This is a genomic window from Allofustis seminis DSM 15817, assembly GCF_000374325.1.
Taxonomy (GTDB): Bacteria; Bacillota; Bacilli; order Lactobacillales; family Carnobacteriaceae_A; genus Allofustis; species Allofustis seminis.
Genome location: NZ_KB894087.1, coordinates 18,198 through 44,919 on the forward strand (window position 1 = coordinate 18,198; position 26,722 = coordinate 44,919).

Sequence of the window (26,722 nt, forward strand, 5' to 3'; positions counted from 1 at the left end):
AAAGAGGAGAACAATCAACAAAAAGTAAATTAAAATTACAAAAAACTTGACATAGTAATTTGTGTTTAATATAATGTAAATAGAAATTACAAGAAAGGAGGACAAACATGCTAGAAAAAATAATAGCTTTAGCGATTTCAATTTCAACAATTGTTCATCTGTACTACCAAATCAGAATTAAAAAGTTAGAAATCGAAAAGCTAAAGCTAGAAATTAAAGCACTAAAGAGAGAGTAAATCTCTCTTTGGTGGATATATTCTAACATGTTTTAAAAAAGAATGAAATACATTTTATTCATAATGGCATTAGCCATTTTAATTCTTTTCATTTATGACTTGAAGTTGTCTAAAGACATTCAAAAATTAAAAGAACAAAAGGAGGAATTGCTATGAAAGAACAATACACCAAAAAAGAAGAAAAACAAGCAAAAGAGTTAGCGGAACAATTGGAAAAATTAGGAGAAAAAGACTTAGAAAAAGTGAGTTGGGTTATTCATGGAATTGAATTATCCAAGGAGCGAGCCGGCATATAGAAAGGGTGGGGAGGATGGAAGAAAGAGGAAAGCGAGAATGGGAAAAAATAACACTTCGCATACCTAGTGAGTTACACGAAGCGTTAAAAGATATTGGTGATTGCACGGGTTTAACAATCAATTCTCTTATGATTTTGGCGGTTCTGAAACGTCTGAATGTTCTTTAACGTATTCTTGGATAGCTACAATTATTTCCGCAGTTACAGAACGATAATTTTCTTTAGCGATTTTTTCAATTTGTTCATAAACGTCAACCGGCAATCTAAAAGTAAAGCGTTTAATTTCTGTTGTCATTGGGCACCTCCTAGTGACACCATTATAACACCGAATATTTTAAAAAGAAACTTGACACCACAAATACACCACATTATAATGAGTTAGAAAGGTGGTGCATAAGTGGTGTCTAGACAGATTAGATTTACTCTAAGAATTTCTAATGAGTTGAATAAAAAAATAGAACAGATATCGGAAGAGAAACAATTAAGTAAAAATAGAGTTGTTATTGAAGCGTGTAAACGATTAGTCGATGAGTGGAATAAGTCGCATGGGAAAAACGAATAGAAAGGACGGAGAGAATGAAAAAGTTAATAAAAACACTCGCTTTACTTCTAGTGGCAAAAAGATGGCTAGATTATGTAAAACGAGTGAGTAATAAAAAAATTGATAAAGGTACTCTTTCGGCTAAAAAGATTTTGATAAAAAATCTTAATTAAAAATAGTCATTAAAATCTTTTTTAGTTTCATCGAGTAGAGAAACATAGTAACCGTTTGCTTGCTTTTCTAGAGCATAGTTAGTATCTATGTTTTCAAACCCTTTATTTGTTTCTGTGTATACGAAAATAACGCCATTATCTAGAGTTACACGAACAACTTTATTGTTTGACGCGTCAAAGCGTTCTTCTTTGGATTGAATTGCAGCGCCTTGAGCGTCGTATTTTAAAGTATCGAAAGTATTCATCGTTTCACCTCCTTTATGGAGAGTATATCAGAGAAAGGACGGAAAGAATGAAAAACATAATGAAAACACTCGCCCTAGTCGCTATTGGGGTAGCGGTAGGACGAGTGAGCAAATCCGTTCATCATTATCAAACTAAATATACAGAAAATGATGAACGTATCGTTGAATCATGGATACAAATAGATCTTTTGGGAAAGAGTTATTGTATCTCTAAAAAATATCTTTACATTTAGAGTTTTTTCCATTTATTCCCTGGCTTTTGAGTAGGAGGCAAGCGGTCGCCTGGATCAATGGTAACTATCCGTGGCTTGTAAACTTTACCTCCTTGAGGACCAACTTCCTTGTATTTACCTTTAGGCTTGTTGTCTTCGCCGGGTTTAAATAGTTGTTTCGCCATATTTTCACCTCGCTTTTTAATTAAAGGCATATCGCTCAGTTGGTAGTTGGTCGATATGCAAGCATAGTATAACACACTACTTAGTTATACACAACCATTTATGGTATTATGGATAACTTTGTCAACAACATATAGGGGGTATTCAATTGAAACAAATTATACGATTAATTAATAACTCTAAAAAAACAAGATATCAAATATCAAAAGAAACGAACATTCCACAATCTACACTAAGCAGAATCGTACATGGAAAACAAAAAAATATTGAGTTGGCAACCGCTGAAATGTTACTAAAAGCGCTGGGGTATGAAATCGTTTTTAGAAAGGTGGATAAAAATGTGGAGAATGGTAAACGCAAAATTGAATCACTTCTTTGAAGCGGATCTTACGATCGAACAAACTAAAGAACTGATGTTATTTTCGTTATTTTTTGGAATTTTTGGAGTGTTACTTGCGTTTAACGTGCCACTTGGATGGTGGCTTTAAGTGAACAGGGGGTGGATAAAATGTTTAGCAAAGAATTTGAAACATCACTATGCAACCAATTGGTTGACGGCATGAAAGAATATCTTGATGAGTTGACAAAGCGTTCTGCAGACAAAAATCGCCGATATTTCAATTCAAAAGACGCTGCAGAATATCTTGGCGTAAGTCGTGGAACGTTGCGTGCATGGGTGAATACGGAATCGTTGCCAATGATTAATGTGACGGGAAGTAACCTTTTTGATAAAAAAGACTTGGATGAATTTATGGCTAGAAGAAAAATTAAAGGGGAGGATTAAGTGAAAAAACAAACGGTAGAATGCTTAATCAAAAATTCTAATGCATATCCATGCATTAAAGAAAGGAGAGCAAGTTCATGGAAGAGAGTTTTTACATGGCTGGTATGGAGTATCCAACGGTTATTAATATCACAAAGGATCCGAAATTTGAAAAGATGATCGATAAATACGAACGGCTGTTAGAAAATGATGAATTGACCCCGCAACATAAAGAAGAAGTGGACATGGTACTTATGGCGTTCGATTACTGTGAACGCATTTATTACGACTTAGAAATTGAAAAAGAGCGAAGCAGAGAGTTAGAAGACCAAATTTACAACTACAAAAAAAGATATGGCTACTGAAAGGAGTAAAGAAATGAAAAAAGATTACATTCAAGAAGTGAATGCAAATATAGATATGTACATTCGTTATAAAAGAACCGAGTATTTAGAAACTGCTAAGCGAATTATTGCTGAAATGAAAGAAAATAAAAAGGCTCTTGCTGGACACAAGAGCGCATAAAAAAACATTCAAACTAAGTATAACAAAAATAGGGGGAAATTAACATGACAAATCAAGCAAAATCTCAAATTGTAACATATGAAGCAAATGGACACGAGGTGAAACTTTCGCCAACAATTGTCGACCAATTTATCACTAAAGGAAATGGAAAAGTTACTATGAATGAAGCGTTCAACTTTATGAATTTGTGCCGATATTCACAGTTGAATCCATTTTTAAATGAAGCATATATTGTGAAATTCGGCGATAAACCCGCGCAAATGATTGTTGGGAAAGAGGCATTTATGAAAAGAGCAAATCGACAGTCGCAATTCAACGGATACAAAGCCGGAATTACTGTGCTGAATTCGCAAGGAGATGTTGTGAAAAAAGAAGGACAAGCGGTTTATCCAAATGAAAAGTTGTTGGCGGGTTGGGCGGCAGTTTATAGAAAAGATATTGACTATCCTATTTTTGTTGAAACGAGCTTGACAGAGTATTCCAAAGGACAAGCGACATGGAAAGATATGCCCGCGAACATGATTCGAAAAGTTGCGTTGGTCAATGCACTACGTGAAGCGTTCCCAGAAGAGCTCGGGACGTTATATACAGAAGATGAGCCACGCTATGACGAATCGCAAGAAAGAGAAAAGGTTCAAGCAACGGGTTCGAAAGCTAAAAAGTTACTTCAAGGGTTTAAGTCGCCTGATGATGAAGAAACAGAAAAAGAAGATGAGATTGAAGAAGCAAGCGAGGTGATGGAAAATGCAAACTTGTTTGAAGGCGAAGACGAGTCAATCATTCCCGCTGAACTTAAATAATGATAACGATTATTACAGTGCAGAAGCTAACTGGCAGTATATGTCAGTTAGCCAATATAAAAAATTTGTAGAATGTGAAGCGGCGGCGTTAGCAGAGTTGAAAGAAGAGTGGAAACCTGAAAGTGATCCTATCGCATTATTAGTCGGAAATTATGTGCATAGCTATTTTGAAAGTCCAGAAGTCCATGAACGATTTAAAGAAAAAAACAGATCGTTGATTTATGCAGATGCTACTGTAGCACAATATAAAAAAGCATTAGATAGTTTAGGACTGGATTATAAAAAGACTGCAAAGAAAGAAGAATTAGTTGATATTTATGAGTCTATAGAGGGCGACAAACCCTTCTTACACGGAAAAATTTATCGCGATTTTTCAATCGCTGAACAAATGATCAATCGGGTGGAAGATGAGCCTCTTTTCCATCATCTATGGAAAGGTGAGAGGGAAGTACCCGTCACTGGAAAATTATTTGGAATTGATTGGAAAGGTAAAATTGACTTACTCAATATAAAAGATGGATATTTCATTGATCTAAAAACAAATGCTAAATTTGATAAAAGGTATTGGTCAAAAGATTATGGTAGATATGTGAGTTTTGTTGAATCATTTGGTTATGTGTTGCAGCTGGCAGTGTATGAAAAGCTGCTAGAAAAACGCTACGGAAAACCGTTTGAAGGATTTATCTTTGCGGTTAGCAAGGAAACGCCTAGTAACGTAGAGGCAATTTATGTTGATGAACATAAAAAGGACTTTGAATTAAGTATGTTAGAAGAAAGAATTGATCACATTGATAAAGTAAAAATGGGTCAAAAAAAACCTAAAAAATGCGGAAAATGTGAGTACTGTAGAGGGCATAAAACGATCACAGATTTTATAGAATCATCAGCATTGATTGAATAGGAGAGTGAGAAATGAATAGTGTACATATAATTGGCAGAATTGGTCACGATTTAGAGCTAAGACAGACACAAAATGGAAAAAATGTACTAAATTTTAATTTGGCCATTAGCGAAAACTCGAACGAACCAACTACTTGGATTCGAGTAACCGCTTGGAACACAGTGGCAGAAAATACTACTCAATATTGTAAAAAAGGTAGCAAAGTTGGGGTTAGTGGAAAATTAACAAATAATAATTACACAGACAAAAATGGAAATGAAGTGGCTCGAACAGAAGTTGTTGCAAATTGGATTGATTTTTTAGATCCAGCTAACAATCAACAAGCCACGTTGAATAATACGCAAGAACAAGTTAATAAATTTTCAAATAATTCATTTAAACAACAAAATGAACAAGTTATTGTAGATGATGAACTTCCTTTTTAAAAATGTAAAAAACATTTAGAGAGGAGGAGAATTATGTCGGAATATTTTAGTCATGATAGTAATGCGCGAAATGATGAAAAATGCTTGAATCTAAGAATGAAACACGGCGCTGCTGGCTATGGTATTTACTGGATGCTTATAGAAAGACTCCGCGACCAAGAAGATTATACGAGTGTCAAAGATTACAATGCGTTAGCCTTTGACCTTCGTGCAGATGCAGGAGTTGTAAAATCGGTCGTTGAAGATTTTGGGTTATTTGCCTTCACCGAAAATGAAAAAGGTGAGTGTTTCTACTCCGAAAGTTTAAACCGAAGAATGAGTATGATGGAGGATATCAGTTCTAAGCGTGCGGCCGCTGGGAAAAAAGGTGCACAAAAGCGCTGGAACAAAAAGGATAAAGATGGCAAAAAGATAACAAAAGATAGCAAAGCTATGGCAAATGCTACAAAAGATGATAGCAAAGCTACTACTATCGCAATGGCAAAAAATGGCAATAAAAAGAAAATAAAAGAAAATAAAATAAATAAAAATAAAATAAAAGACAACAAAGACCATGCGGATGTCAAAAATGATCAGCGACCTAGGGAAAAGTGTGCCCAAAATGAGAATGGTTTTCAAAAGATTTCAAGAATTTACCAAGAAAATATTGGTGTCCTTACTCCACTAATTGCTCAAGATTTGCAACAGTGGGTTATTGACCTCAATACGGAAGTGGTAGTGTATGCTCTTCAACTGACCATCAAAAAAGGTGCAAGTTATTCTTATGCAAAAGCTATCATGAAAAATTGGATAGACAAAAACATTCAAACGCTAGAACAAGCGAAAGCAGAATCTTTAGCTTTCAAGAAAAAAACAATGCACGGTAGACGAGTGGAGTCTATACCAGACTGGATGAAAAATGAAAAGCAGAACAAAAGTGAGTATAAAAACATAGAACAACCAATACCGAATGAAGAGGTATTGAAAAGACTGGAGCGAGTCAGAACTTAAGCGAATTCTAATTTTGGGAGATTAATAGTTTTATGCATAAAATCAAAAAAATTATCATTCCTGGAGAATTTCCTGGAATGAATCAAATTATTCATGCAAATCGAACGAATCGATATGCAGCAAATCATTTAAAACAAAAAACAGATCATCATGTAAAAATGTATGCATTAAAAGCGATGAGAGAGGGAATTGTTTTAGATAAGCTGCCTGTCAATTTCACATTTATTTGGTACGTCAAAAATCGTCGCAAGGACAAAGACAACATTTCGAGTGCCGTTAAATTCATCTTTGATGGATTAGTTAAAGCGGGGTTACTAGAAAATGACGGGTGGGAACAGGTTGGAAATATCTCTCATAAGTTTGATGTGGACAAGAAAAATCCACGAATAGAAATTTATATGAGTGAACAAAACATCGAACGAAAACAGAAAGAACAGGAGATGAATAAAATGGAGCTTGCACAAGTGTATATGCCCACAACTAAAAAATATGAGCGTTACGAACTGCCAGACGGAGCGGCCTTTTATTCTAGAGACATGGACAAAGTTTGTTCCTGTGCATGGTGTGGGAAGAAATTGAAGTTTGGTGATACGTATACTAGTCGTCGTATCCATACCGAACAAGGGTTTGGATACGGAGTATGTGAAAAATGTTATTACGCACGTGACTTTAAACCGTATTAAAAATAAGGAGTGTACCCATGTTAAAAGAGGTTGAAGAGGTGCTAGACAAGAAAACAAAAAACATTGATGAAAGATTTTGGGCATTCGCAGTGCCTGTAGACGAGTAATTAATTTTAGGAGGAGTCACGTGAAAGAAGCAACAAAGCGATTTATCGAGCAATTACTGAAAGATTATCCTTTGCTGGATACTGAGATTAAAAAGCGAAGAGCGGAACTCCTCTATCCCACAAAAAAAGAAGACGAAAATATTGGAGGCGGGAGAAGCAATTTACCGAACAATCCGATTGAAAAAATTGTATTAACGCTAGACCAAGATATGCGACTGAACGCTTTAGAAAGACAGCGGAAGATTATAGAAAACGTTTTGTCTAAATTATCTGCTGTTGAATATCAAGTGATTGAAGCGAGATATTTTAAAAAGTTTGGTGACTCATGGGAGAAAATATCAATGGCTACAAATTATTCACGTAGAAATTGTTTTTATGTAAGAGACAAAGTACTAAAAGAAATTGCAGAAAAGTTGGGACTATATTAATGATTGCACTTTCTTTGCACTTTTAGCTACTTTTTGTGTGGTAAATTGGTAGTGTGGGAATTTAGATAAAAGTTATTTTAAAAAACAAAACTTGCAGACTGACTGGACAGACCGAACTAATAGATGAACCGTGAACGTTCTGCTTGCAATTCTCACGTATGCAGTCGTTATTAATTGCTATATGTTGTGTTCAAAGCGTACGTGTAGACTCTCGATGAGATTGAATAAATTGTGGCCATTTGTTCTCTAGGTGCAACTCCTGGACGAGAGCTTGGCCTTTATGATGTGCAAGGCCAAACGAGTGTTATTAGTTATAGCCTCATCTCCTTTCTTTGTTTACCCATCCAGTCAATTGCTGGGTGGGTTTTATTGTGGAATAAAAAAGAAGCCTGAAAACTCAGACTCCTAGTTTGTTTTTTAGTGCTTCTGTAAGAGTGGCGGAGAAATTTATATTTTCTTTTTCTGCCCAAATATTTAAATAGTTGGGAATAGACAATGTTTTTTTAATTAACGTATTATTAAATCTTTCTCTAGCTAACTGAACGTTTGCTTCGATGGGAATTAATAGGTCTCCTTGTGGGACATCAATATCTTGAGGAGTGGAAGCGACAGGAAACGATTCTCCTTCGTCCTCCATATCAACAAGTAAGCCTTCTAGTAAGTCTTTTGCCATATATAAGGCTTCGTGCATATCTTCACCACAGGTAAACGCTCCGTCAATATCGGGAAAAGAAACATTGATACCATCAACATCAAAATTAAAAATTGCATAGTAAAGTGACATGTGTATTCCTCCTAATTTTTATTTAAAAGAAGTTAAGCAAAAGCTTGCGGGTTATTTTTTCAAACCCGCTTGCTCCAAGATACTGTTTACTGTTTTCATTGGAATATCTTTCCGCGGATGTGGGATAGTCACTTTTCCTTTCTTTGTGGGGTGAATAAAGTGGTGGTGACTTCCTTTTGTATTCTTTTTGTACCAGCCGTCTTTTTGAATTAGCTTTATTAAATCTCTAGATTTCATTGCTTAACTCCTTTCTTTCTATACGTATTATAACACGTATCAAAGTTTGACGCAAGCCTTTTTTAAAAAAAATATAAATTAAAAATGAGATGATGATATATGAGTAAATTAACCGCAAGACAAAAAAGATTCGCTGATGAGTATATCATCACGGGAAATATTACTCAGGCGGCGATTAACGCTGGATACAGTAAAAAATATGCAGACCGGCAAGGATACCGATTGTTGGGAATTGTTGGGATGCAAGACTATATTGAAGAGCGCAACAAGCTGCTAGACGCTGAAAAGATAGCCGATATGCAAGAAGTGAAAGAGTTCTGGACAAATGTAGTCAGAGATGATGAAAACACGTTAAACGAAAGAATTAAAGCGTCTGAACTTATTGCGAAAACTTATGGGGCATTTCTGGACCAAGTGGAACAAACAGGTGACGTTGATATTCGAATTGAGTGGGCAGACAATGACTAAAATTCGGTTGGCTCCTTCTTATAAATCTGCACTAAAAACAAAGCAGAGATATCGGATTATTTATGGAGGTGCTGGTTCAGGGAAGTCTCACTTCTTGGCACAAGAAACATTAATTAATATGCTGCAAGATAACAGATATTCATACTTAGTCGTTCGTAAGACGGGAAAAAGTATTCGAATATCTGTTTTTAGATTATTAGTGGAAATGATAGCAGAGTACAATTTGACTCATTTATTTAGAATTAACCGTACGGAGATGAGTATGACTTGTGTAAATGGTTCATCTTTAATCACTAGCGGCTTAGACGATGTGGAAAAGTTAAAGTCTGTTGCAAATATTAATCGCATTTGGGTAGAAGAAGCGTCGGAAATAACGGAGTCCGATTTCAGTCAGTTAGATTTACGTATGCGAGGAACAAGCGCACTGGGTTATCAAATGACCCTCACGTTTAATCCAATTAGTGAGCTTCACTGGTTAAAAAAGCGTTTTTTTGATATTGGGGATAAGCAAGCGTTTGTCTTAAAGACGACATATAAAGATAATCCGTTTTTAGATGATAAATATATTCAAACGTTGCAGACAATGAAAACGACAGATCCGCAGTATTTTAAAATATACGCCTTGGGTGAATGGGGTAGTGTGGGTAATTTAGTTTATACAAATTGGAAGAAAGAAGATCTATCAGATATTAAAAACACATTCGACAACCATTTCAATGGACTGGATTTTGGATTTGCAGAAGATCCGACAGCTTTTATTAGAGTTCATTTAGACAATAAACATAAACGAATTTATATTGTTGATGAAATGTATCTTGTGCAAGAACACATCGATGCACTGGCACGCAAGCTAGCAATGAAAATTAACAATGAAATGATCACGTGCGACAGCTCAGAACCTCGAAGCATTGCAGATTTAAAAAGGCATGGCATACGGGCACTGGCGGCAAAAAAAGGACCAGGAAGTATTGAGCATGGTATCAAATGGATTCAAGGTTATCAGCTTGTCGTGGACGAGCATTGCATCAATACAATTAAGGAATTGACCAGCTACAGCTGGAGAGAAGATAAAGACGGGAACGCAATACCTAAGCCAGTAGATGCAAACAACCACTTATTAGATGCGCTAAGGTACGCACTTGAAAACGAAATGATTCAAAACAAAACTCAAGTTAAATTCTTTAAAGGAGGGATATAGTTGTATTTTACCTATCCAAAAGACACAGAGATTACTGCGTCAGTAGTAGAAGATTTTATCAAACAGCACGAAGAGAAAATTAAGCGATACGATGAACTTTATAATTTGTATGTCGGAAATGCTCCGATATTAAATCAAGAAGAAAAAGAAAACTATAAGCCAGATAACCGATTGATTGTTAACTTTCCAAGATACCAAGTGGATAACTTCAATGGTTTCTTTGTAGGAGTGCCCCCTAAAATTAGTTATAATAATCCGGATAAATCGGATGATCAAAATAAAACGATTGATGACATTATTAACGATTTTGAACGACGTAGTGAGATGCCTGATTTAATTTCAGAAATGAGTAAGCAGTCTTCTATCTACGGGCACGCTTTTGCTTATTTGTATCAAGATGAAGATGCGCAGTCTCGAGCGGTACGAATCCGTCCACAAAATGCCTTTGTAGTCTATGAGCAAACAGTTGCGCAAGAGCCTCTTTTTGCAGTGTATTACATAAAGAACGAAGATAACGAAATTGAAGGACAATTACATACAACGACGCATTCTTATGAAATCAGAAACGGGGAAGACGGAATTGTTCTAACAGATGAACGTCCTCATTTTTATGAAGATGTGCCGATTGTAGAATTCGTGGAGAATGACGAGCGATTAAGTTTAGTGGGCGTGACGGAGTCTTTAACAAATGCTTACAACAAAGCGATTTCTGAAAAAGCAAACGATGTGGATTATTTTGCAGATGCCTATCTCTCTGTTTTAGGCGTGGAGTTAGATGAAGAAGGAACCCATAAAATTAGAGACAATCGTATTATTAATATGTTTAATCAAGGTGGAGTTACTGGAGCAAAAGACATCGTAGTAGAATTTTTAGATAAGCCAGACGGAGATCAGACACAAGAAAATCTACTCGACCGATTGGAACGTCTGATTTATGAAACAAGTATGATTGCTAATATTTCGGATATTAACTTTGGTGGAACAAATATGAGTGGAGTTGCTCTTGAATTTAAATTGCAACCTATGCGTAATCTAGCTGCAGTTAAAGAGCGTAAGTTTATTAAGGCTCTCAATCGAATTTTTAAGATGTTTTTTGCGCTGCCAACAAATGTTCCACCTGTTGACCGCAACGAATGGCTGGATATTCAATATACATTTACTAGAAATTTACCTCGAAACATTCGTGAGGAAGTAGAAATTGCACGAGGTCTTGACGGTGTGGTTTCTAAAGAAACGCAACTACAAGCATTATCCATTGTGGACAATGCGAAAGATGAAATGGGACGAATGGAAACAGAAGATGTGGGACCTGCTTTATACGACTTTGAAAAGAGTGAGTAATCATGACTGGTTATTGGGAACAACGGAATAAAGAAAAACAGTATATGGAATCGTTGTTTAAAAGAGACGCAGAATATAACCGTACTCTCCAAGAAATCTATCTACGAGCGCAATCTGAGATTGAAAAAGAAATTCAAGCGGAGCTTGCACGATATGCTGGAAGAGAACAATTGTCTATTGTGGATGCACGAGAAAAGATTTCTAAAATGGACGTGGAAGCGTTTCAAACAAAAGCAAAAAAATATGTAAAAGAGAAGGACTTTTCTCCACGGGCAAACGACGAATTACGAGCCTACAACGTAAAAATGCGAATGAATCGATTGCGACTTCTTTATGAAAATATACGGTTAGAACTGATTGCTTTAGCGGATGAAGAAGAGAGAAAATTAAAAGAAAGACTGGATCAAGAAGCGTACGAAGAAATTATACGTCAGGCAGGGATATTAGGACAAAGTATTCCCGATTTAAACCTCTTAATACGTAAAACAAAAGCAATTGCTCAGGCGGATTTTAAAGGGGCTCACTACTCTGACCGAGTATGGAAAAGCATGTTTGATATGCAACGAGATTTAGAAAAGGTGATTGAGCAAGTTTTAATTCAAGGACGACATCCGAATGAAGCGTCACGTATCCTTAAAAAACACGTGCGGGAAGCTTTTGAGAATAAACGGTATGCTTCAGAGCGAATATCTATCACCGAATCTGCCAGAGTACAGAGCAGTTCACAAAAACTAGCGTTTGAAGAGTTTGGAGTACAGAAGTATGAATTTATTGCTGAAACAGATAGTAAAACCTGTTCCATCTGTGGAGGACTCGACGGGAAAACGTTTGAAGTGAAAGACATGGCACCCGGTGAAAATGCAGCACCTATGCATCCCAATTGTCGGTGTTCGGTGGCAGCGAAATCGAGTCGAAAAGAATTAAATGATCGAGCAGAAGCGATGGATATGGAACCAGGAATAACTACTGATATGTTGTCAATTGAAAAAACATTAGATGCTTATTTAGGTGGGCTTGAATATCGATTGAAAAGTGTTGGTTCTCTGAAAAGAAAAGTTAATGACCGCCCTTATGATAAAATGCGAGATGTGGTACGTTATACTTTTGTTGGGACACCAGATAATTTAGTGACTGAATACTTTAAAGCAATTGATAAGCTTGAGAATAAAGGGTATACTATAAGTAAAGTAAAGAACACGTGGATTGATCCTAAGAGCCCGTATAAAGGTATTAACACAAATGTATACTCACCAGAAGGCTATGAGTTTGAGATTCAATATCACACGAAAGAAAGCTTTGATTTAAAAAATGGTGAGTTGCATGAGTTGTATGAGAAGCAGAGAAAAATTAAAGATAAAAACTCACCAAAATATTTAGAAATTGATGATCAAATGTTTAAATTGTCTAAAAGGTTATTAGTACCCAATAACATTAGGAGTGTGGAATGATGGTTCAATATTTTGAGTTGTTAGATAACGAGAATAAAGGAACAATTGTTAAATCATATGGCCAAAAAAAATATATGTTGATAGATGGAGAATGGGTGCGAACAGGAATACTAACAGATTACCTTATGGCAGATATTTATGACGAAAGTCCGAAAAGTCCAAATGATTACATAGAAATTTCAGAAGAAGAAGCACTTAAAAAACTTGGAATAAATAACTAGCACTTAACTATAAAGTTAGGTGCTAGTTTTATGTACAGAAAGGAGTGAGCCTGTAGCTCTATGTGGAAAACGTATACCGAAGCATAGAAAGAGGTGATCGCCGTGTTCGGAAGAAAAGCGGCTTATCTGTAAGGAGGGAAAATAATGTATCAATTATGGAAGTTGAAGTGCTGGTTCATTCAGAAATTTTTATGTGTCCATGAATGGAAGTGGCGAGAATACGGGATTGAGTGCAGGTCATTTGCAACTTGTAAGAAGTGCGGGAAATTTACAGAAAAAACATAAGCTACTACTCCACGAGTAGTGGCTATTTTTATTGTCCGAAATGACGAAAAACTTCTCGACATACGGTCGTTAAATGGCATAGACATACGGTCTCAAAACGGAGGTAACGATATGGCAGAAGAAACAAAAACTGTTCAGGAAGTAGAAACTGAGACAGTCGACACTCAAGAATCTACTCGAGAAACAGAAGAAAAATTATTAACACAGGACGAAGTTAATCGATTGATTGCACAAAATAAGTCGAAAGCGAAAGAAGAAGCTCGTAAAGAACTTGAAAAAGAAATGCGAGAGCAACTAGAAGCTGAAGTAGAAGAAGCTAAACGTTTAGCCAAATTAAACGACGATGAGCGACGTGAAGAGGAATTCAAGAAGCTACAACAAGAACTAGAAGAATTAAAACGTAAAGACGCATACAATGGTCTAGCTCGAGAAGCTTCAAAAATGCTTTCTGAACATTCTATTCAATCCACGGATGGTATTCTTCGATTTGTGGTAAAAGACACTGCAGAAGAGACACAAGACGCAGTCAACGAGTTTGTAAAGTTGGTGAACGCTAAAGTAGAAGAAGGAGTAAAGGAAGCGCTCAGTGGAAAGACTCCGAAAGTCTACTCTGGCAATCCACCTATTACAAAAGAAAAGATTATGGAGATTCAGGACACAAGCGAACGACTGAAAGCAATTCAGGAGAACGCACATTTATTTAAATAAAAGGAGAATTTAATTATGCCAGAACAAAACTTATCAACTAATTTAGGAACTGCACTATCTATTGATTTTGTAGGTCGTTTTAATCAGCAATTTAAATCTTTAAAAGATTTATTAGGAATTGAACGTTTACAGCCAATGCACGCAGGAACATTGTTAAAAACTTACACGAAAGCAGACGTTGAGCTTGCTGATGGAACTGTGGAGCCAGGTGCAGTGATTCCACTTTCTAAAGTTTCATTAGTAGAAGCAGATTCACACGAATTGACATGGGATAAACGTCGTAAGGCAGTCACCATGGAAGATATTCAGAAGTTTGGATTTGAAAATGCGATTGTTCGTTCAGACAATGCTTTTATCCGTGAAATTCAAAAAGCTGTTCGAACCAAGCTATTACAACAGTTGGCAACAGGTAAAGGTGAAGCTAAAGGTGAAAACTTACAACAAGTCATGGCTCAGAACTGGGCAACTGTGAATGCAACCTTTGATGAAGATGAAGTGCAAGTTATTTCATTTATGAACCCATTTGATGCGGCAGAATATTTAGGAAATGCACAAATTACCACTCAAAATACATTCGGAATGACGTATGTACAAGATTTTTTAAACAACCGTGTAGTTTTCATGCATGGTGATATTCCACAAGGAACGATTTACTCAACAGCAGACCAAAACTTAGTAGCTGCTTTTGCAGTGATGAACGGTGGAGAAATTGACAAAGCGTTTGATTTCACCACAGATGATACTGGAATTATTGGGGTCACTCATGACATCAACAAACAACGTCTACAAGCAGAAACAGTCACTGCTTATGGCTTAGTATTGTTCGCAGAAGTGATTGACGGAGTAGTGGTTGGTAAAATCGAAGCGACTCCTGGAGTTTAAGGAGTGGTCTAAATGCTTTATAGAGTGCTAAAGCCTTTCAAAGATATGAAAGATGAAGAGCGTGAGTATCAGTTCAATGACTGGTACCCACGCTTTAACTTAAAAGTCGAACAAAAGCGATTAGATGAACTAGTAAAATCAGGATTCATTCAAGAAGCTTCAACCGAAGAAAAAGAAATTTTTCCAAAACATACGGGCGGCGGTTGGTATGAGTTATCAAACGGAGAACGTGTTCAGGGAAAGGGAGAGGCTCAGAAAAAACAAAAATCACTAGATAAGTAGGTGATTGAGTGTTAGAAGAAGTCAAATTACTTTTGGAAATTAAAGATGACACACGAGATGAATTATTGAATCTATTAATTAAGAACGCAAAAACACAAATCTTGGGAAGATTAGAAGAATTAAAAGAACCACCAACGGAAGTACCAAAAAGCCTTTCTTACATCGTTTTAGAGCTAGTAGTGATGCGTTATAACCGAATCGGAGCAGAAGGCATTTCTTCGCAAAGCGTAGAAGGATATTCAGCGCAGTATTTAGCTAACGACTTCGCACCGTATGAAAGCGTGATTACTGCTTATCTAAATAAATATCGTGAACCTAAAACTGGGGTGGTGAGATTCTTATGAGAGCAGATCAGAAGATAGAAATGGTTAAAGAATCGAAGCCGCAATTTAATCCGAATACTGGTAATTATGATGAGTCTTCAGAGACAGTTTTCGAGGTTTGGGCGAGCGTTAGTGATACGAGTGAAGAGCAAATGCAATTTTTATACGGTAATTTGAAGCGTGGTTCTTATATCATTCGAGTACACGATAGAATCGGGTATGAATTCGATTTTATTCGTATGAATGATAGAAAGTATCAAGTAGACAATAAACGTGAATTGCGACGTTTTACAACATTTTATGTGAGTGAGAAACAATGAGTGTAAAGATAACGGGATTGGACGTAATTAGTAGATATTTAAAGGAACAAGCGACTGATAGTGATATAAAACGAGTCATTTTACAAAACACGAGCGAGATGCAAAACAAAGCGCAAAGAAAGGCAGCAGTCGATACGGGGAACATGAGACGTATGATTGAAATGGATATTCGTGACAATGGATTTACTGGAATTGTAAAAGCGTCGGCAGGATACTCCGGATACGTTGAATGGGGTACTCGATTTATGACCGCTCAACCTTTTATGCGACCTTCTTTTAATTCACAAATTATTCAGTTAGAAAAAGATATGAAAAGATTGATGAAATAGAGGTGATTTCAATTTCACCACAGCAAAAAATATGGATAGCCATTCGTATGGCATCAGTTGAATTGGGATACGACACGTATGATTATTTACCTGATGAACGAGTGGACTATCCTTTTGTTTTTATCGGAGAACAATTTAAGCAAGACGAACGCATTCATAAAGACTCGCTAAATGGTCGTACGCAGATTACCGTTCATGTTTGGCATAACGACTATAAAAAACGTGGGTATTTATCAAATATGATGACGGAGTTAGAGCATGCCGTACGAAACAAATTTGGAATGCGACTTTTGCAATCTGACACACGGATTATTGTGGATAGTTCCACAGGCAGCGATTTATTACATGGGATTATCGATTTTAATATTAAATATTAGGAGTGAAAAATATATGGAAACAGTAAAAGGGATTGACCGCATCTTACTCTTTCGTCTTCTTTCTCAAAATGGAGAAAAAGACGCAAGCAAATTAGCATATCAAACAGAACACGAGATATCTAGTTCAGTAGATGTGGATTCATATGCAACAAAAGACGGGCGTGTTCAGTCGGCAGGGCAAGCAGAAATCACAATTAGTGCCACAAGTGTCTTAGCTAAAAATGATAAGTTAGTCGATGACTTATGGGACGCTCACTTAAAAAACGAGATTGTGGAAATTTGGGATATTGATCGCTCCGCAGAAGCGACAAGTGGTAAGTTTAAGGCAACCTATTATCAAGGATACATTACAGACTACAGTCAAAATCCTAATGCAGAAGATGATATTGAACTTTCATTAGAATTTGTGATTAACGGAACTGGAGCACGAGGAGAAGCTACACTCTCAGAAGAACAAGCAAAAGTGGTGCAGTACGTATTTGAAGACACAACCGCAAAACAAGAATAAGGAAGGGGTAACCCTTCCCTTTTTTTATAAGGAGGTATTTTATGGAATTTGAAATTAATGGAAAGTTAAGAGAGCTAAAGTTTGGCATTGGTTTTGTTCGCAAGTTGAATGAAATTTATTCTGTTGAAAGAGACGGAGTAGCAGTAGATTTCGGAATTGGTATGGCAGCAATTGGTCTTTCTCAGTATAATCCAGCAACACTCTCCGATGTTATTCGTTGTTCAGCTCAAGGAAATCCGTCACAAAAACAAGTGGATGATGCTATCGAAAAGTATGCAGAGAAACACGGTGAAATTAATGAACTATTCAATGAAGTTAATGAGGCCATGGGAAAGTCTTCTATAGTAAAAGGAACACTCGAAGCCTTTCGAAACATGAACTAAAAAAGAAGATTACCTATGAAGATATTGCGATCAATGCTTTTCGTCATTTGGGTGTTAAATCTTTAAAAGAATTAGATGACATGACGTTTGAAGAATACGAAATTCGAATGAAGTCAAAGCAGTTACAGAGATTAGACGAAATGCATGATATCCATTTACAAGCTTTCTTGAATCATGCAGTGACTGACACACGAAACCGTGGGAATAAACAAGTTCCTAGATATCAAAAATTTGAAGATTTCTTTAACTATGAAAAGCATGAGAAAGAATTGTTAGAAATTACTAAGAAACAAGATAAGAAATTGATGAAAATGTTGAGAATAGCGAACGAGAAAGGAGGATAAGATGGCAGGGCAATCATTTACAGTAGAAGCAATTTTTAAAGCTTCAGGTGCGGATCAATTTTCTAAGAGTTTTAAAAAAGCTGAAAAAGATGTTGGTGCATTTTATGATTCACAAGGTAGATTAAGAGAGGCTAACGGTCGATTCATGACTGAAGCAAGAAAAGCAGAGCTTGGATTAAAAAACATAGGAGACAGTGCTCAAAAAAGTTTTTCTGGTGGTTTAAAGAGCTTCATGTCTGGTATCGGTCAGATTGCGGGAGCTATTGGAATTACTAAAGCGGTTTCTGTAGGTTTTGGGATGATTAAAGATTCGATTGGCGGGGCAGTTTCTCGATTTGATACGCTAAATAACGCAAATAAAGTGTTTGAAAATATGGGATTTGGGATTAAAGAAACAGAACGTACAATCGAAAGTATGAAAAAATCGTTAGACGGGTTGCCTACATCAGCGGATGACGCGATCCAAAATATCCAGCGAATTTCGATGGCTAATCAAGATATTGAATCTGCTGGGAAATTATTTGAAGACTTGAACTATGCAATTCTGGCCACGGGCAAGGGCCAAGAAGAAGTCAATAGTACAGTAGAGATGTTTAGCCGTTCATTACAACGAGGCACCATGAATGGTCATGAGTGGGAAAACTTGATGCAAAATATGGGGCCTACAATGAATGAAATGGCTAAAATGATGAACATGTCTACGGAAGAATTAAAACAGGGACTTTCTGATGGCACGATTTCTTTTGAAGAGTTCGGAGATGCTTTACATGAACTTTCAGTTAATGGGAACGGAGATTTTGCAAATCTAGAACAACAAGCACGAGATATGACAGACGGAATCGGTACAGCCTTAGTCAATATGAAAGGGCGAATCGAAGAAGGAATAAGAGTCGGCTTTTTAATTCCTATTGACGAATCTCTGAAGTCAAACGGTCTAAAGACTATGGGAGAAATGATTAACTCATTTAGTAGTGGAGTTCGAAATAGCTTAAGTTCACTAGCAACTCCTGTAGAGAATATTATTGATTTAATTGCAGACTTTGGTCGCTATGTGGGTGAGGTATTCTCTGGAATAGATACTAGCGGTATAGAGAAATTAGGTCAGACGATTATGCCGGCTCTTTCTGCAGGATTCGAAAAGTTTTCAGGAATAGTAGGACCATCTATTGAAATGCTAGTAGAAGCTTTTGCTAAATTATGGGAAAAATCTCAACCTTTAATTTCAGCTATTGCAGATTTTTTGACTCCGGCGTTCGAAATACTAGGTTCCTTATTAGGGGGAATCATCCATGGAATAGTCTTAAGAATTGTTGGATCATTTGAATTAATGGGAATTATCATTGAGTATTTAACCCCCGTTATTCAGTTTCTGGTAGATGTATTTAATTATATTTCGCCAGCACTTTCTAAAATTGCGGAGTGGATAGGAATTGCTATCGGATTTTTCGGTAATTTTGGGAAAGCTGGAACAAGTCTAAAAGAGCTAATGAAATCTGCCTGGGAAAACATTACAAATATTATTCAAAGCTCAAAAGACTTCATTATGGGGGCAATAGAAACGGTTAAAACAAATTTTGCTTCATTAAAAGAATCTGGGAACGTATTAAAAGCTGGATTATCTGCAGCGTGGGACTTTATTTCAACTAAAATCTCCACTGTTAAAGAAACAATTTCAACAGTAATCGGAAAGATTAAAAGCTTTTTTGGTTCATTAGGGTCAAGTGGACAAGGAATGAGTGCTACTTTAAGAGGCGCTTGGAGTTCTTTTGCTAATGCCGTATCTAGTGCAAAAACCCGAGTAGAAGGGATCATTAATAAAATCAAACGATTATTTAGCGGACTAAAAGATATCAATCTATTTAGTGCAGGTAGTGCAATAATGGGTGGATTCTTAGATGGATTAAGGTCTATGTGGGGTTCCGTCAAAAAATTCGTTGGTGGAATTGGAACTTGGATTAAAGATAACAAAGGACCTATTAGCTATGATAAGCGACTGTTAATTCCTGCAGGTAAAGCTATTATGGATGGTTTAGATCAAGGACTGAGTGAAAACTTTAAGAATGTCCAGCAAACGGTTCGTGGAATGGCTGCATCTATTAATAATGGATTTAATCAATCGCAAACCATTGATATTAATGGTAGGTTAGCTCATACAAGCGGACAAATTCAATCCGCTATATCTCATGAGATTGGAAGTTTACCAAAACAGCCCGTCGTTATTAGCATGAATATGGGACGTGCAGAATTTAAAGCATTCGTCGAAGATATAACTGCTCAACAAAATATTCAGTTATCGCTAGAAAGTTATTAAGGAGGGAGAAAATGTATCAATTTGTAGACACGAATGAAGAAAAGAACGGAATATTAGCTCCCTCTGATAACATGAATATTAATGGAGTAGGGCTAAATCAGTATATAGAAGGTTATCAGCAACTTTCTGTAATGGGTAGAGAATTAATTGGATATAACGTAAATGCCACCGAAATTCCTTTGAGGAACGGGGCATTTTTTAATTATCGTCAACTACCCGTTCGGGAATTAGAGGTTACTTATGAACTGAAATCAAACAGTCCTTTAGAAGTTCGAGAGAAGTTTGCACAACTCAATCAAGCACTCAAACCTGAGTTAGATTTGACATTTGATGATGAGCCTGATTGGCATTACTACGGCATGCTAACAGATGCAAGTACTCCGAAAATAAACGGTTTAGTTGCGGTAGGCTCATTTGTGATCACATGCTTTCAGCCATTTGCTTTTAAAAAAGAACAACAGAGCAAGGGAAACATTTCATTGGAATATGCCGATAGAGTACTTCCACAAAAAATCACTTTACATGCCAATACAACAGAAACGATTGAAGTTTCAAACGGTCGAGAAACGTTAAAACTTCGTGGGAGTTATTCTAGTGGTGACTTAGTAGAAATCATTTATGAGGAGCAACAAGTGATCATACAAAAGAACAGAAAAAACATCGCCAGCGATTTGGAGTTACAAAGTTATCCTGAAACATTTTATTTGCGTGATGGAGATCTTATCACGGTAAAAAATGGAACGTTGGTGTTGGTAGTTTGGAGAGATGAGAAACTATGATTTTACTATTTGATAAGCATGAAAAATTAATGCGTAGAGTCTCTCAAAAGGCGGTTCGAAAAGCAGATCACAAACAAACGATAACAGATGAAGGCTACTTGTCCAACCAATTATATGTTGAAATTTTAAATATAGAAGATGATGTATTAAAAGAAGTAGAGTATTTGGCTATTCCAGTAAAAAATGCCGCCTACAAATATTTCTTCTTCTGGTTGAAAGATTATACAACAGAAAAAAATATTACGATTTTACAAGGTGTAGATAGTGGAATTGAAGAGTTAAGAAAAACACCTGTTTATGATGTAAGGCCATGGAATTCAGATTTAAGAACTGCTGCTAGACAACTCGTCCAAGGGACAAATTGGACCATCGGCTATGTTCCTGAGGTTGGTAAAAGAAGTACAAACGCCTACTATACCGATGTCTTTACTGCTTTAAAAAAATATGCGAGCGTTTGGAATGTGGAATTTCAATTGATTGTTGAAATCACAAATCAAGGAATTGGTAATCGATATATCGAATTTAAAAAAGCGTTAGGGAAAAACTCTGGCGCACGAGTGGTCTATGGGCACAACGCTCTTGAAATTTTAAAAGAAGTTGACCGATCTGAAGTATATACGGCACTTATCGGACGTGGGAAAGGTGAAGAGGTTGGCGAGACCTCTAATGGGGGCATTACTTACGGTAGAAAAATAAACTTTGCAGATGTTGAATGGAAAAAATCTAAAGGAGATCCTGTCGATAAACCGTTGGGTCAAAAATATGTTGAAATTCCTAGTTTGACGAAGCGTTATGGTATCCGCAGAAATAAAAAGTTGGAGCCGAAGATTGGGTTTATTGAGTTTAGCGAAGAAGAGGACAAAGAAAATTTACTAAGACAAACCTATTTAGCGTTAGAACAAACGAGCCATCCACAAGTGATGATGAAAACAACCACAGCATACTTGAATGCGGAAATTGGCGACAAAGTACGCGTGGTGCGCCCTGACCTAGGATTTGACTATTATACAAGAGTTTTTGAAGTAACTTACGATGTGCTGACGAATAAAATAACAGAAATTAAGTTGGGAGATCGATTGTTCGAATCTCAAGGCAAAAGAGCACGTCGCATTCTAAGTGATACAACGTCTAAAATAAATGATTCGATCCCAGGAACGGTTGAAAAAATAGTGGATGCAATGACAACGGCGGATGGATTGAATCGAATTTTTCAAGGAGAAGTTGATCCGCGTCAATTAAATGTTAAACCGCGTGTCAACGATTTATGGTTCAAACCTGACCCAGATAATGAAAAAGAAACGATTCTTTATATCTGGAATGGTGAAATTTGGAAAGAAGTTCTAAAAACTGCAGTAAGAGACGATGTCGAGCGATTGCTTAAAGAATTACAAAAAGAAATTAGTACAAACAATTCTTCTATTGAGCAACTTCGCACTGAACAAAATAAGCGCTTAAGCGATTTCGAGCGCTCTTTAGCTGGAAGTGATTCCCTCATTCAAAGCCACATACTGGATAATGAAAAATCCTTTAGCAAGATCACCCAATCACTTAACGGAATTCGATCGGAAGTTTTTGACGGTTTAGGAAATAGCAAGATTACGCAACTTTCCAACTTGATCGAGCAAAAGGTATCACAAGCGGATGTGATGTCTATTGTTCGCCAAGATGCGAACAACATTTGGAATGCGGTAACTGATAAAAGCGGGAAAGTGCTATCTGAAATTAACCAATATAATGGCTCAGTGCGAATTAAAGGCGATTTAATTCATCTAAGCGGGCGTTCACTTATTGACAATGCGGTGATTAAATCATCGCATATTCAATCGCTTACTGCTGATAAAATCAACACTGGAACGCTAAATGCGGCGCGTGTCAATATTATTAACTTAAACGCTAATAAAATTGTGGGTTTGACCAGTGAATTTTTACGTACGCGATGGAATGCCATCTCTGGCGGAGACATCGAAATTACAGGAAATGCTTTAAAAACAAAATCTCCATTTGGATATAGTGCTTCATTATCTGGCGGGCGATTTGAGTTTTACAACCAAGGGAATGAACATTTGGGAATGATGGGGATTCAAAGCGATATTCGAGATAAGTGGGAACACTTCGTTTCGATAGGATTGGAGTATGGAAAGGGTTTCGCAATATCTAAAAAAACAGCCGAAAATTCTAAAGCTTACACGGATATTATGCGAATTAACTATTTTATGCGAGAGATTAATTTTTATGAAGATCTCGTACTTCGAAACAAATCGGTGCTCCATACGAATTACATCAAAGCAAATGACGGGCCACTACTACACCTTTATGGCGGAAATTTTGGTAGTTATTATGGGCTATGGATTGAACATAAAAGTAAAGATTTGGGTGCAAAAATTCATATCGCAAACGAACAAATTTCTCTCGTGACCGTTAATAAAAGCGGAAATGTTGGCTATATAACTTCCGCTTTAGACTCCTCTGGGTTTTATATCCAGTCAAAAACGATTTATAACCGCACCTACTCCTACTCATCAAATATGTACGTTACTTCATCGGGTGTTCTCGGTCGTTCAACCTCTGCTTCAAAATATAAACTGCTTATTGAAGATCAGTTTAAAACTTATGAAGAACAACTCAAGCATTCAATGAATCTTTTGAAGTTAAACGTATCATCGTGGTTTGACAAGACAGAAGCTGAAGAACGCGCAGAAGAAATGAGTAATCCGAATGCGGAATTTGCAGATCGGGGGATTATGAAGCGCCATGTGGGTCTGATTGCGGAACATGTTCGTGATATTGGACTGAATGAGCATGTCACATACGGTGCGGATGGCGAAGTTGAGGGGATTGAATATGACAGACTGTGGGTGCACTTAATTCCGATTGTAAAAGAGCAACAAAAACGTATTGAAAGATTAGAAAGGAAACTTAATTTATGAAACTAAAAAATGAAGAGCTGCTAGCCTTAAACATGACAGTTTTTGACATGAAAGAAAAACCTATCAAAGGAGCGCTAAAATTTAAAGTGTTCAAGCTTGCAAAAGAATTGCCGCTTCTACTGGAGCCGCTGCAAGAAGTATTAGAAGATGAAAAAGATAAAAAAATGATTGAAGAAATTATGAAGGAAGAGCAAGACGTATCACTTCCTACTTTTACGCAAAAGGAACTAGAAGATGTAGAACTGTCAATTAGCGACCTGTTCGCATTTGAAAAATTAATTCAAGAGGAGGTATAGCCATGAGTAAATTTGTTGGAGAAAAAACTACGTACTATGTCGTTCGACTGCGCAAGGGTGAAGAAAAAGAGCAATTGGAACAACTTTTACAAGTGAGCCGTTGGGACGGGTCGGTTTATTGGACAACTGAATATAACAACGCAACCGAGTTTGAAGAACAAAACCGTGCAGAAGAAGCAGCTAAAATGCAAGAAATGTTTATGAAATTCACGGGGATCGACTGTGAGATGAAAGTTTTACAAAAAGACGAAATAACAAAGTTTGTAGCGCTTAAAATGCAAGGTTAGGAGTGTGATGTCATTGTGGAATTTGCGTATTTTGTGAAAGAATGGATGCCGCTCATCAGTTTTTTGATGAGTATTTTTTATGGCGGTTATCGGGGAATTAAAACATTAAATGATACACTGGTAAGTATCAAACATGAACTTGAACTGTCGAATAACCGACTAGAAACTTCTGCTGCTGATCGAAAAAAACTGTGGATACAAATTGGCGAACATCAAAAAAAAATTTATGGATTGGAAGAAAAAGCGGCGCGGCATGAAGAAAAAATTAACTTTTTAGAAAAGAGAGGGAATGCATAAAATGGATATTATGAGTTACATTGTTGAAGAAGGACTGGTGATGATTCCAGTTCTTTTTATTTTAGGCGAAATTATTAAGCATACGAATGTTTTAGATAATCGATGGATACCACTAACTTTACTTGTAATTAGCTTGGGATTAACGCCTCTAGCACTTGGCGGATACCACGCAAATACTATTGTTCAAGCAATTTTAGTGGCAGGTGTGCCTACTTTTGGAAATCAGATGTATAAACAACTAAAAAAAGAGGAGTGAGTGCTGATGAATATCATCGACAGACGTAACGCATCGCTTGGAAACCCACCACATAATCGCCCACTAAGTGGCATCACCACAATTGTCAACCATTACAGTGCGGTTTATCGAAAATCGGGAGCAAGCATTGAAAACCATGAAAAATATTGGGAGTCTCACCACGGGTGGGATCGTGGGGGCTATCATTTTTACATTGATAAAGATGCAAAAATTTATCAAAATTACGATCTAGATCAAATGACTTGGGGAGTTGCAAACTGCAATCACTACTGTGTCCACATTTGTGTGGAAGCAGGAAGCTATGACGATTATACTTCAGAACAATTGGATACGTTAGAGTGGATTAATCGCTACCTGATGAAAAAACTAAATCTGCCAGCAAGTGCAGTTAAAGCACATTGGGAAGTGAATAACAACTCTCGCTGCAATGGATTCACTAAAGAACAAATGAACGCATGGAGAACACGCTTGGGCGGGAAAGGAACAGTTACTGTAACACCTTCTCGGCCGTCAAGTTCAAAAAGTGCTGGAAAAACTTTACATTTACCCGCCAATGCAGACACATGGCGGATTTATAGAACAAATGGTCCTTACACTGTTGGAAACGAAGTTGGCTTTTTAAGACCTGCAAAATTTGGCGGACTGACTTATGAAATTAAGGGAACGCCCGTTGCTAACGTCTATCTTATTGACACGCAAGATTTTGGCCGTGTGGCGATTTATGCGGGAGCTGAAACAGGGGCTAAAGTTACAAAAGGAAGTAATCAGCCTGTAGCTAGTAAAAATACAAAGCAGTTGGTGTTGCCTAAAACGGCTTCTAGTTGGCGCATTTATAAAGTAGATGGTCCTTATACCATCGGAAATGAAGTTGGATACTTGAATCCAGCGAAGTTTGGTGGACTAACCTATGATATTTTAGGCAGTCCCTTAACTGATGTCTATTTCATTCAAACAAGAGATTTTGGGAAAGCGGCAATCTACGCTGGAAAAGATACTGGTGCAACAATTAAATAAACAAACTATTGGGAAATTCCCAATAGTTCAAATAGCGTACTTCTTCATAGGGGTACGCTTTTTTTGTTTGATTTCTAATGAGTTTTATACAAGGTTTCCGCAATCTTAAAGAGCCCATTTAGTGATTATAAATGGGCTCTTTTTTTATGCAAATAATTAAAAAAAAGTTTAGGAAAAGGTTTGACAAGATACCGCCAACGTTATATAATAATGTTGTAAGGAGGTGAGGAAAATGAATGAAGACAACATAACAAAACTTGTCACGGCGTTCATTGAATCGTTGCCAAATCTAATTACTGCGTATATCGCATATCTAACTTATAAAGAGTTAGAAAAAGGCAACAAAAAAGACGATAATCACCAGCTAGGAAATTAATCGTCTAAAGGGTATGGGAGAGATAGAGCTCTCCCTACACCCTTATTATAAATAAAGAAAGGGGAAAATGCAAATGGCACAAATCATTACACTTATTTTATTGTATCTATTATACCTACAAGTGAAACAGAAGGGTGATCGTCATGACAAATAAAACGAGTGAAGCACAATTGAGAGCTAGCCGTAAATGGGAAAAAAAGAACCGCAGAAAAGCAACGGTTGACGGTTACCGAC

At 36.8% G+C, this 26,722-nt stretch carries 44 protein-coding genes; 39 read left to right on the plus strand and 5 right to left on the minus strand.

The features are described 5' to 3' along the window. The first annotated feature begins 107 nt into the window (after positions 1–107). Positions 108–236, plus strand: a complete 129-nt coding sequence (locus tag C231_RS08795; RefSeq protein WP_018659875.1) for a hypothetical protein — start codon at positions 108–110, stop codon at positions 234–236. Positions 237–388: 152 nt separating this feature from the next. Next, positions 389–532 (plus strand): hypothetical protein, encoded by a 144-nt coding sequence (locus tag C231_RS08610; protein WP_018659877.1) that lies wholly within the window; start codon positions 389–391, stop codon positions 530–532. 126 nt (positions 533–658) lie between these two features. On the opposite strand, the gene C231_RS0106815 is transcribed toward C231_RS08610, so the two are convergent. Continuing rightward, the gene (locus C231_RS0106815; protein WP_018659878.1) at positions 659–826 is read right to left on the minus strand and encodes an Arc family DNA-binding protein; all 168 of its coding nucleotides are present in this window, start codon (positions 824–826) and stop codon (positions 659–661) included. A gap of 102 nt (positions 827–928) precedes the next feature. Here C231_RS0106815 and C231_RS08615 point away from each other — a divergent pair, with 102 nt between their 5' ends. Both C231_RS08615 and C231_RS08620 read left to right on the plus strand, forming a co-directional pair. Beyond that, the gene (locus C231_RS08615; RefSeq protein WP_018659879.1) at positions 929–1,093 is read left to right on the plus strand and encodes a hypothetical protein; all 165 of its coding nucleotides are present in this window, start codon (positions 929–931) and stop codon (positions 1,091–1,093) included. Positions 1,094–1,107: 14 nt separating this feature from the next. Next, positions 1,108–1,245 (plus strand): hypothetical protein, encoded by a 138-nt coding sequence (locus tag C231_RS08620; protein WP_018659880.1) that lies wholly within the window; start codon positions 1,108–1,110, stop codon positions 1,243–1,245. Here C231_RS08620 and C231_RS0106830 read toward each other — a convergent pair. Continuing rightward, a complete protein-coding gene (locus C231_RS0106830; protein WP_018659881.1) occupies positions 1,242–1,490 on the minus strand; it encodes a hypothetical protein in 249 nt (82 codons plus the stop codon). The genes C231_RS08620 and C231_RS0106830 overlap by 4 nt on opposite strands. A 47-nt stretch (positions 1,491–1,537) precedes the next feature. Here C231_RS0106830 and C231_RS08005 point away from each other — a divergent pair, with 47 nt between their 5' ends. After that, entirely contained in the window at positions 1,538–1,723 is a 186-nt protein-coding gene (locus C231_RS08005; protein ID WP_018659882.1) for a hypothetical protein, read from the plus strand. Here C231_RS08005 and C231_RS08480 read toward each other — a convergent pair. After that, positions 1,720–1,887 (minus strand): YjzC family protein, encoded by a 168-nt coding sequence (locus C231_RS08480; protein WP_018659883.1) that lies wholly within the window; start codon positions 1,885–1,887, stop codon positions 1,720–1,722. The genes C231_RS08005 and C231_RS08480 overlap by 4 nt on opposite strands. Before the next feature lie 146 nt (positions 1,888–2,033). On the opposite strand from C231_RS08480, the gene C231_RS0106845 reads away from it, so the two are divergent. From C231_RS0106845 to C231_RS08320, 10 genes are all read left to right on the plus strand, one after another. Beyond that, the gene (locus C231_RS0106845; protein ID WP_018659884.1) at positions 2,034–2,264 is read left to right on the plus strand and encodes a helix-turn-helix domain-containing protein; all 231 of its coding nucleotides are present in this window, start codon (positions 2,034–2,036) and stop codon (positions 2,262–2,264) included. 129 nt (positions 2,265–2,393) lie between these two features. Beyond that, positions 2,394–2,669, plus strand: a complete 276-nt coding sequence (locus tag C231_RS0106850; RefSeq protein ID WP_018659885.1) for a helix-turn-helix domain-containing protein — start codon at positions 2,394–2,396, stop codon at positions 2,667–2,669. Between the two features lie 77 nt (positions 2,670–2,746). Beyond that, the gene (locus tag C231_RS0106855; RefSeq protein WP_018659886.1) at positions 2,747–3,013 is read left to right on the plus strand and encodes a hypothetical protein; all 267 of its coding nucleotides are present in this window, start codon (positions 2,747–2,749) and stop codon (positions 3,011–3,013) included. Positions 3,014–3,026: 13 nt separating this feature from the next. Continuing rightward, positions 3,027–3,173, plus strand: a complete 147-nt coding sequence (locus tag C231_RS08625; RefSeq protein WP_018659887.1) for a hypothetical protein — start codon at positions 3,027–3,029, stop codon at positions 3,171–3,173. Between the two features lie 44 nt (positions 3,174–3,217). Further along, the gene (gene bet / locus C231_RS0106865; protein ID WP_018659888.1) at positions 3,218–3,973 is read left to right on the plus strand and encodes a phage recombination protein Bet; all 756 of its coding nucleotides are present in this window, start codon (positions 3,218–3,220) and stop codon (positions 3,971–3,973) included. Further along, positions 3,918–4,874, plus strand: a complete 957-nt coding sequence (locus tag C231_RS08010) for a PD-(D/E)XK nuclease-like domain-containing protein (protein WP_156808122.1) — start codon at positions 3,918–3,920, stop codon at positions 4,872–4,874. The genes bet and C231_RS08010 overlap by 56 nt, the downstream gene beginning before the upstream one ends. Positions 4,875–4,885: 11 nt before the next feature. Then, positions 4,886–5,299 (plus strand): single-stranded DNA-binding protein, encoded by a 414-nt coding sequence (locus tag C231_RS08015; RefSeq protein WP_018659890.1) that lies wholly within the window; start codon positions 4,886–4,888, stop codon positions 5,297–5,299. A 33-nt stretch (positions 5,300–5,332) separates the two neighbouring features. Next, positions 5,333–6,289, plus strand: a complete 957-nt coding sequence (locus C231_RS08020) for a Lin1244/Lin1753 domain-containing protein (protein ID WP_018659891.1) — start codon at positions 5,333–5,335, stop codon at positions 6,287–6,289. A 32-nt stretch (positions 6,290–6,321) separates the two neighbouring features. After that, complete coding sequence (locus C231_RS08315; RefSeq protein WP_018659892.1) at positions 6,322–6,972, plus strand: RusA family crossover junction endodeoxyribonuclease; 651 nt, start codon at positions 6,322–6,324, stop codon at positions 6,970–6,972. Positions 6,973–7,099: 127 nt separating this feature from the next. Further along, positions 7,100–7,507, plus strand: a complete 408-nt coding sequence (locus C231_RS08320) for a DUF722 domain-containing protein (RefSeq protein ID WP_018659894.1) — start codon at positions 7,100–7,102, stop codon at positions 7,505–7,507. A gap of 397 nt (positions 7,508–7,904) precedes the next feature. Here C231_RS08320 and C231_RS0106900 read toward each other — a convergent pair whose 3' ends face one another. Both C231_RS0106900 and C231_RS0106905 read right to left on the minus strand, forming a co-directional pair. Beyond that, entirely contained in the window at positions 7,905–8,291 is a 387-nt protein-coding gene (locus C231_RS0106900; RefSeq protein ID WP_018659895.1) for a type II toxin-antitoxin system HicB family antitoxin, read from the minus strand. Positions 8,292–8,342: 51 nt separating this feature from the next. After that, positions 8,343–8,528 carry a type II toxin-antitoxin system HicA family toxin gene (locus C231_RS0106905; RefSeq protein ID WP_018659896.1) on the minus strand — a complete coding sequence of 62 codons (186 nt, stop codon included), beginning with the start codon at positions 8,526–8,528 and terminating at the stop codon, positions 8,343–8,345. Between the two features lie 99 nt (positions 8,529–8,627). On the opposite strand from C231_RS0106905, the gene C231_RS0106910 reads away from it, so the two are divergent. From C231_RS0106910 to C231_RS08630, 24 genes are all read left to right on the plus strand, one after another. Further along, positions 8,628–8,996 (plus strand): terminase small subunit, encoded by a 369-nt coding sequence (locus C231_RS0106910; RefSeq protein WP_018659897.1) that lies wholly within the window; start codon positions 8,628–8,630, stop codon positions 8,994–8,996. Beyond that, on the plus strand, positions 8,989–10,194 hold the full coding sequence (locus C231_RS08035) for a PBSX family phage terminase large subunit (RefSeq protein ID WP_018659898.1): 1,206 nt from the start codon (positions 8,989–8,991) through the stop codon (positions 10,192–10,194). The genes C231_RS0106910 and C231_RS08035 overlap by 8 nt, the downstream gene beginning before the upstream one ends. Continuing rightward, the gene (locus tag C231_RS0106920; protein ID WP_018659899.1) at positions 10,195–11,535 is read left to right on the plus strand and encodes a phage portal protein; all 1,341 of its coding nucleotides are present in this window, start codon (positions 10,195–10,197) and stop codon (positions 11,533–11,535) included. It abuts the gene before it with no gap. Positions 11,536–11,537: 2 nt separating this feature from the next. Beyond that, on the plus strand, positions 11,538–12,983 hold the full coding sequence (locus tag C231_RS08325) for a minor capsid protein (RefSeq protein WP_018659900.1): 1,446 nt from the start codon (positions 11,538–11,540) through the stop codon (positions 12,981–12,983). Beyond that, complete coding sequence (locus tag C231_RS0106930) at positions 12,980–13,204, plus strand: hypothetical protein (protein WP_156808124.1); 225 nt, start codon at positions 12,980–12,982, stop codon at positions 13,202–13,204. The genes C231_RS08325 and C231_RS0106930 overlap by 4 nt, the downstream gene beginning before the upstream one ends. Positions 13,205–13,600: 396 nt before the next feature. Then, the gene (locus C231_RS08045; protein ID WP_018659903.1) at positions 13,601–14,197 is read left to right on the plus strand and encodes a DUF4355 domain-containing protein; all 597 of its coding nucleotides are present in this window, start codon (positions 13,601–13,603) and stop codon (positions 14,195–14,197) included. A 15-nt stretch (positions 14,198–14,212) separates the two neighbouring features. Continuing rightward, positions 14,213–15,079, plus strand: coding sequence for a hypothetical protein (locus C231_RS0106945; protein WP_018659904.1), 867 nt, complete (start codon positions 14,213–14,215; stop codon positions 15,077–15,079). Positions 15,080–15,091: 12 nt separating this feature from the next. Then, entirely contained in the window at positions 15,092–15,361 is a 270-nt protein-coding gene (locus C231_RS0106950; protein WP_018659905.1) for a hypothetical protein, read from the plus strand. 8 nt (positions 15,362–15,369) lie between these two features. Beyond that, positions 15,370–15,705: a head-tail connector protein gene (locus tag C231_RS08050; protein ID WP_018659906.1), complete on the plus strand. Its 336-nt coding sequence runs from the start codon at positions 15,370–15,372 to the stop codon at positions 15,703–15,705. Next, positions 15,702–16,004 carry a hypothetical protein gene (locus C231_RS0106960; RefSeq protein ID WP_018659907.1) on the plus strand — a complete coding sequence of 101 codons (303 nt, stop codon included), beginning with the start codon at positions 15,702–15,704 and terminating at the stop codon, positions 16,002–16,004. Before C231_RS08050 ends, C231_RS0106960 begins: the two co-directional genes overlap by 4 nt. Then, complete coding sequence (locus C231_RS0106965; RefSeq protein ID WP_018659908.1) at positions 16,001–16,333, plus strand: HK97-gp10 family putative phage morphogenesis protein; 333 nt, start codon at positions 16,001–16,003, stop codon at positions 16,331–16,333. The genes C231_RS0106960 and C231_RS0106965 overlap by 4 nt, the downstream gene beginning before the upstream one ends. Positions 16,334–16,335: 2 nt before the next feature. Continuing rightward, a complete protein-coding gene (locus C231_RS08330) occupies positions 16,336–16,710 on the plus strand; it encodes a hypothetical protein (RefSeq protein WP_018659909.1) in 375 nt (124 codons plus the stop codon). Between the two features lie 13 nt (positions 16,711–16,723). Further along, entirely contained in the window at positions 16,724–17,218 is a 495-nt protein-coding gene (locus C231_RS0106975; RefSeq protein WP_018659910.1) for a phage major tail protein, TP901-1 family, read from the plus strand. 41 nt (positions 17,219–17,259) lie between these two features. Further along, a complete protein-coding gene (locus C231_RS0106980; RefSeq protein WP_018659911.1) occupies positions 17,260–17,601 on the plus strand; it encodes a tail assembly chaperone in 342 nt (113 codons plus the stop codon). A gap of 80 nt (positions 17,602–17,681) precedes the next feature. Beyond that, a complete protein-coding gene (locus C231_RS0106985; protein ID WP_018659912.1) occupies positions 17,682–17,945 on the plus strand; it encodes a hypothetical protein in 264 nt (87 codons plus the stop codon). Position 17,946: 1 nt separating this feature from the next. Continuing rightward, positions 17,947–20,256 carry a phage tail protein gene (locus C231_RS08335; RefSeq protein ID WP_018659913.1) on the plus strand — a complete coding sequence of 770 codons (2,310 nt, stop codon included), beginning with the start codon at positions 17,947–17,949 and terminating at the stop codon, positions 20,254–20,256. Positions 20,257–20,267: 11 nt separating this feature from the next. Continuing rightward, on the plus strand, positions 20,268–21,035 hold the full coding sequence (locus tag C231_RS0106995) for a distal tail protein Dit (RefSeq protein ID WP_018659914.1): 768 nt from the start codon (positions 20,268–20,270) through the stop codon (positions 21,033–21,035). Then, positions 21,032–23,962: a phage tail spike protein gene (locus C231_RS08340; protein WP_018659915.1), complete on the plus strand. Its 2,931-nt coding sequence runs from the start codon at positions 21,032–21,034 to the stop codon at positions 23,960–23,962. Before C231_RS0106995 ends, C231_RS08340 begins: the two co-directional genes overlap by 4 nt. Next, positions 23,959–24,258, plus strand: coding sequence for a hypothetical protein (locus C231_RS0107005; RefSeq protein ID WP_018659916.1), 300 nt, complete (start codon positions 23,959–23,961; stop codon positions 24,256–24,258). The genes C231_RS08340 and C231_RS0107005 overlap by 4 nt, the downstream gene beginning before the upstream one ends. A 2-nt stretch (positions 24,259–24,260) precedes the next feature. Then, a complete protein-coding gene (locus C231_RS0107010; RefSeq protein ID WP_018659917.1) occupies positions 24,261–24,545 on the plus strand; it encodes a hypothetical protein in 285 nt (94 codons plus the stop codon). A gap of 15 nt (positions 24,546–24,560) precedes the next feature. After that, a complete protein-coding gene (locus tag C231_RS0107015) occupies positions 24,561–24,842 on the plus strand; it encodes a hypothetical protein (RefSeq protein ID WP_018659918.1) in 282 nt (93 codons plus the stop codon). Between the two features lies 1 nt (position 24,843). Then, positions 24,844–25,098, plus strand: coding sequence for a phage holin family protein (locus C231_RS0107020; protein WP_026314406.1), 255 nt, complete (start codon positions 24,844–24,846; stop codon positions 25,096–25,098). 6 nt (positions 25,099–25,104) lie between these two features. Next, the gene (locus tag C231_RS08345; protein ID WP_018659920.1) at positions 25,105–26,112 is read left to right on the plus strand and encodes a peptidoglycan recognition protein family protein; all 1,008 of its coding nucleotides are present in this window, start codon (positions 25,105–25,107) and stop codon (positions 26,110–26,112) included. 232 nt (positions 26,113–26,344) lie between these two features. Then, positions 26,345–26,488, plus strand: coding sequence for a hypothetical protein (locus C231_RS08630; RefSeq protein WP_018659921.1), 144 nt, complete (start codon positions 26,345–26,347; stop codon positions 26,486–26,488). Positions 26,489–26,722 lie beyond the last annotated feature (234 nt).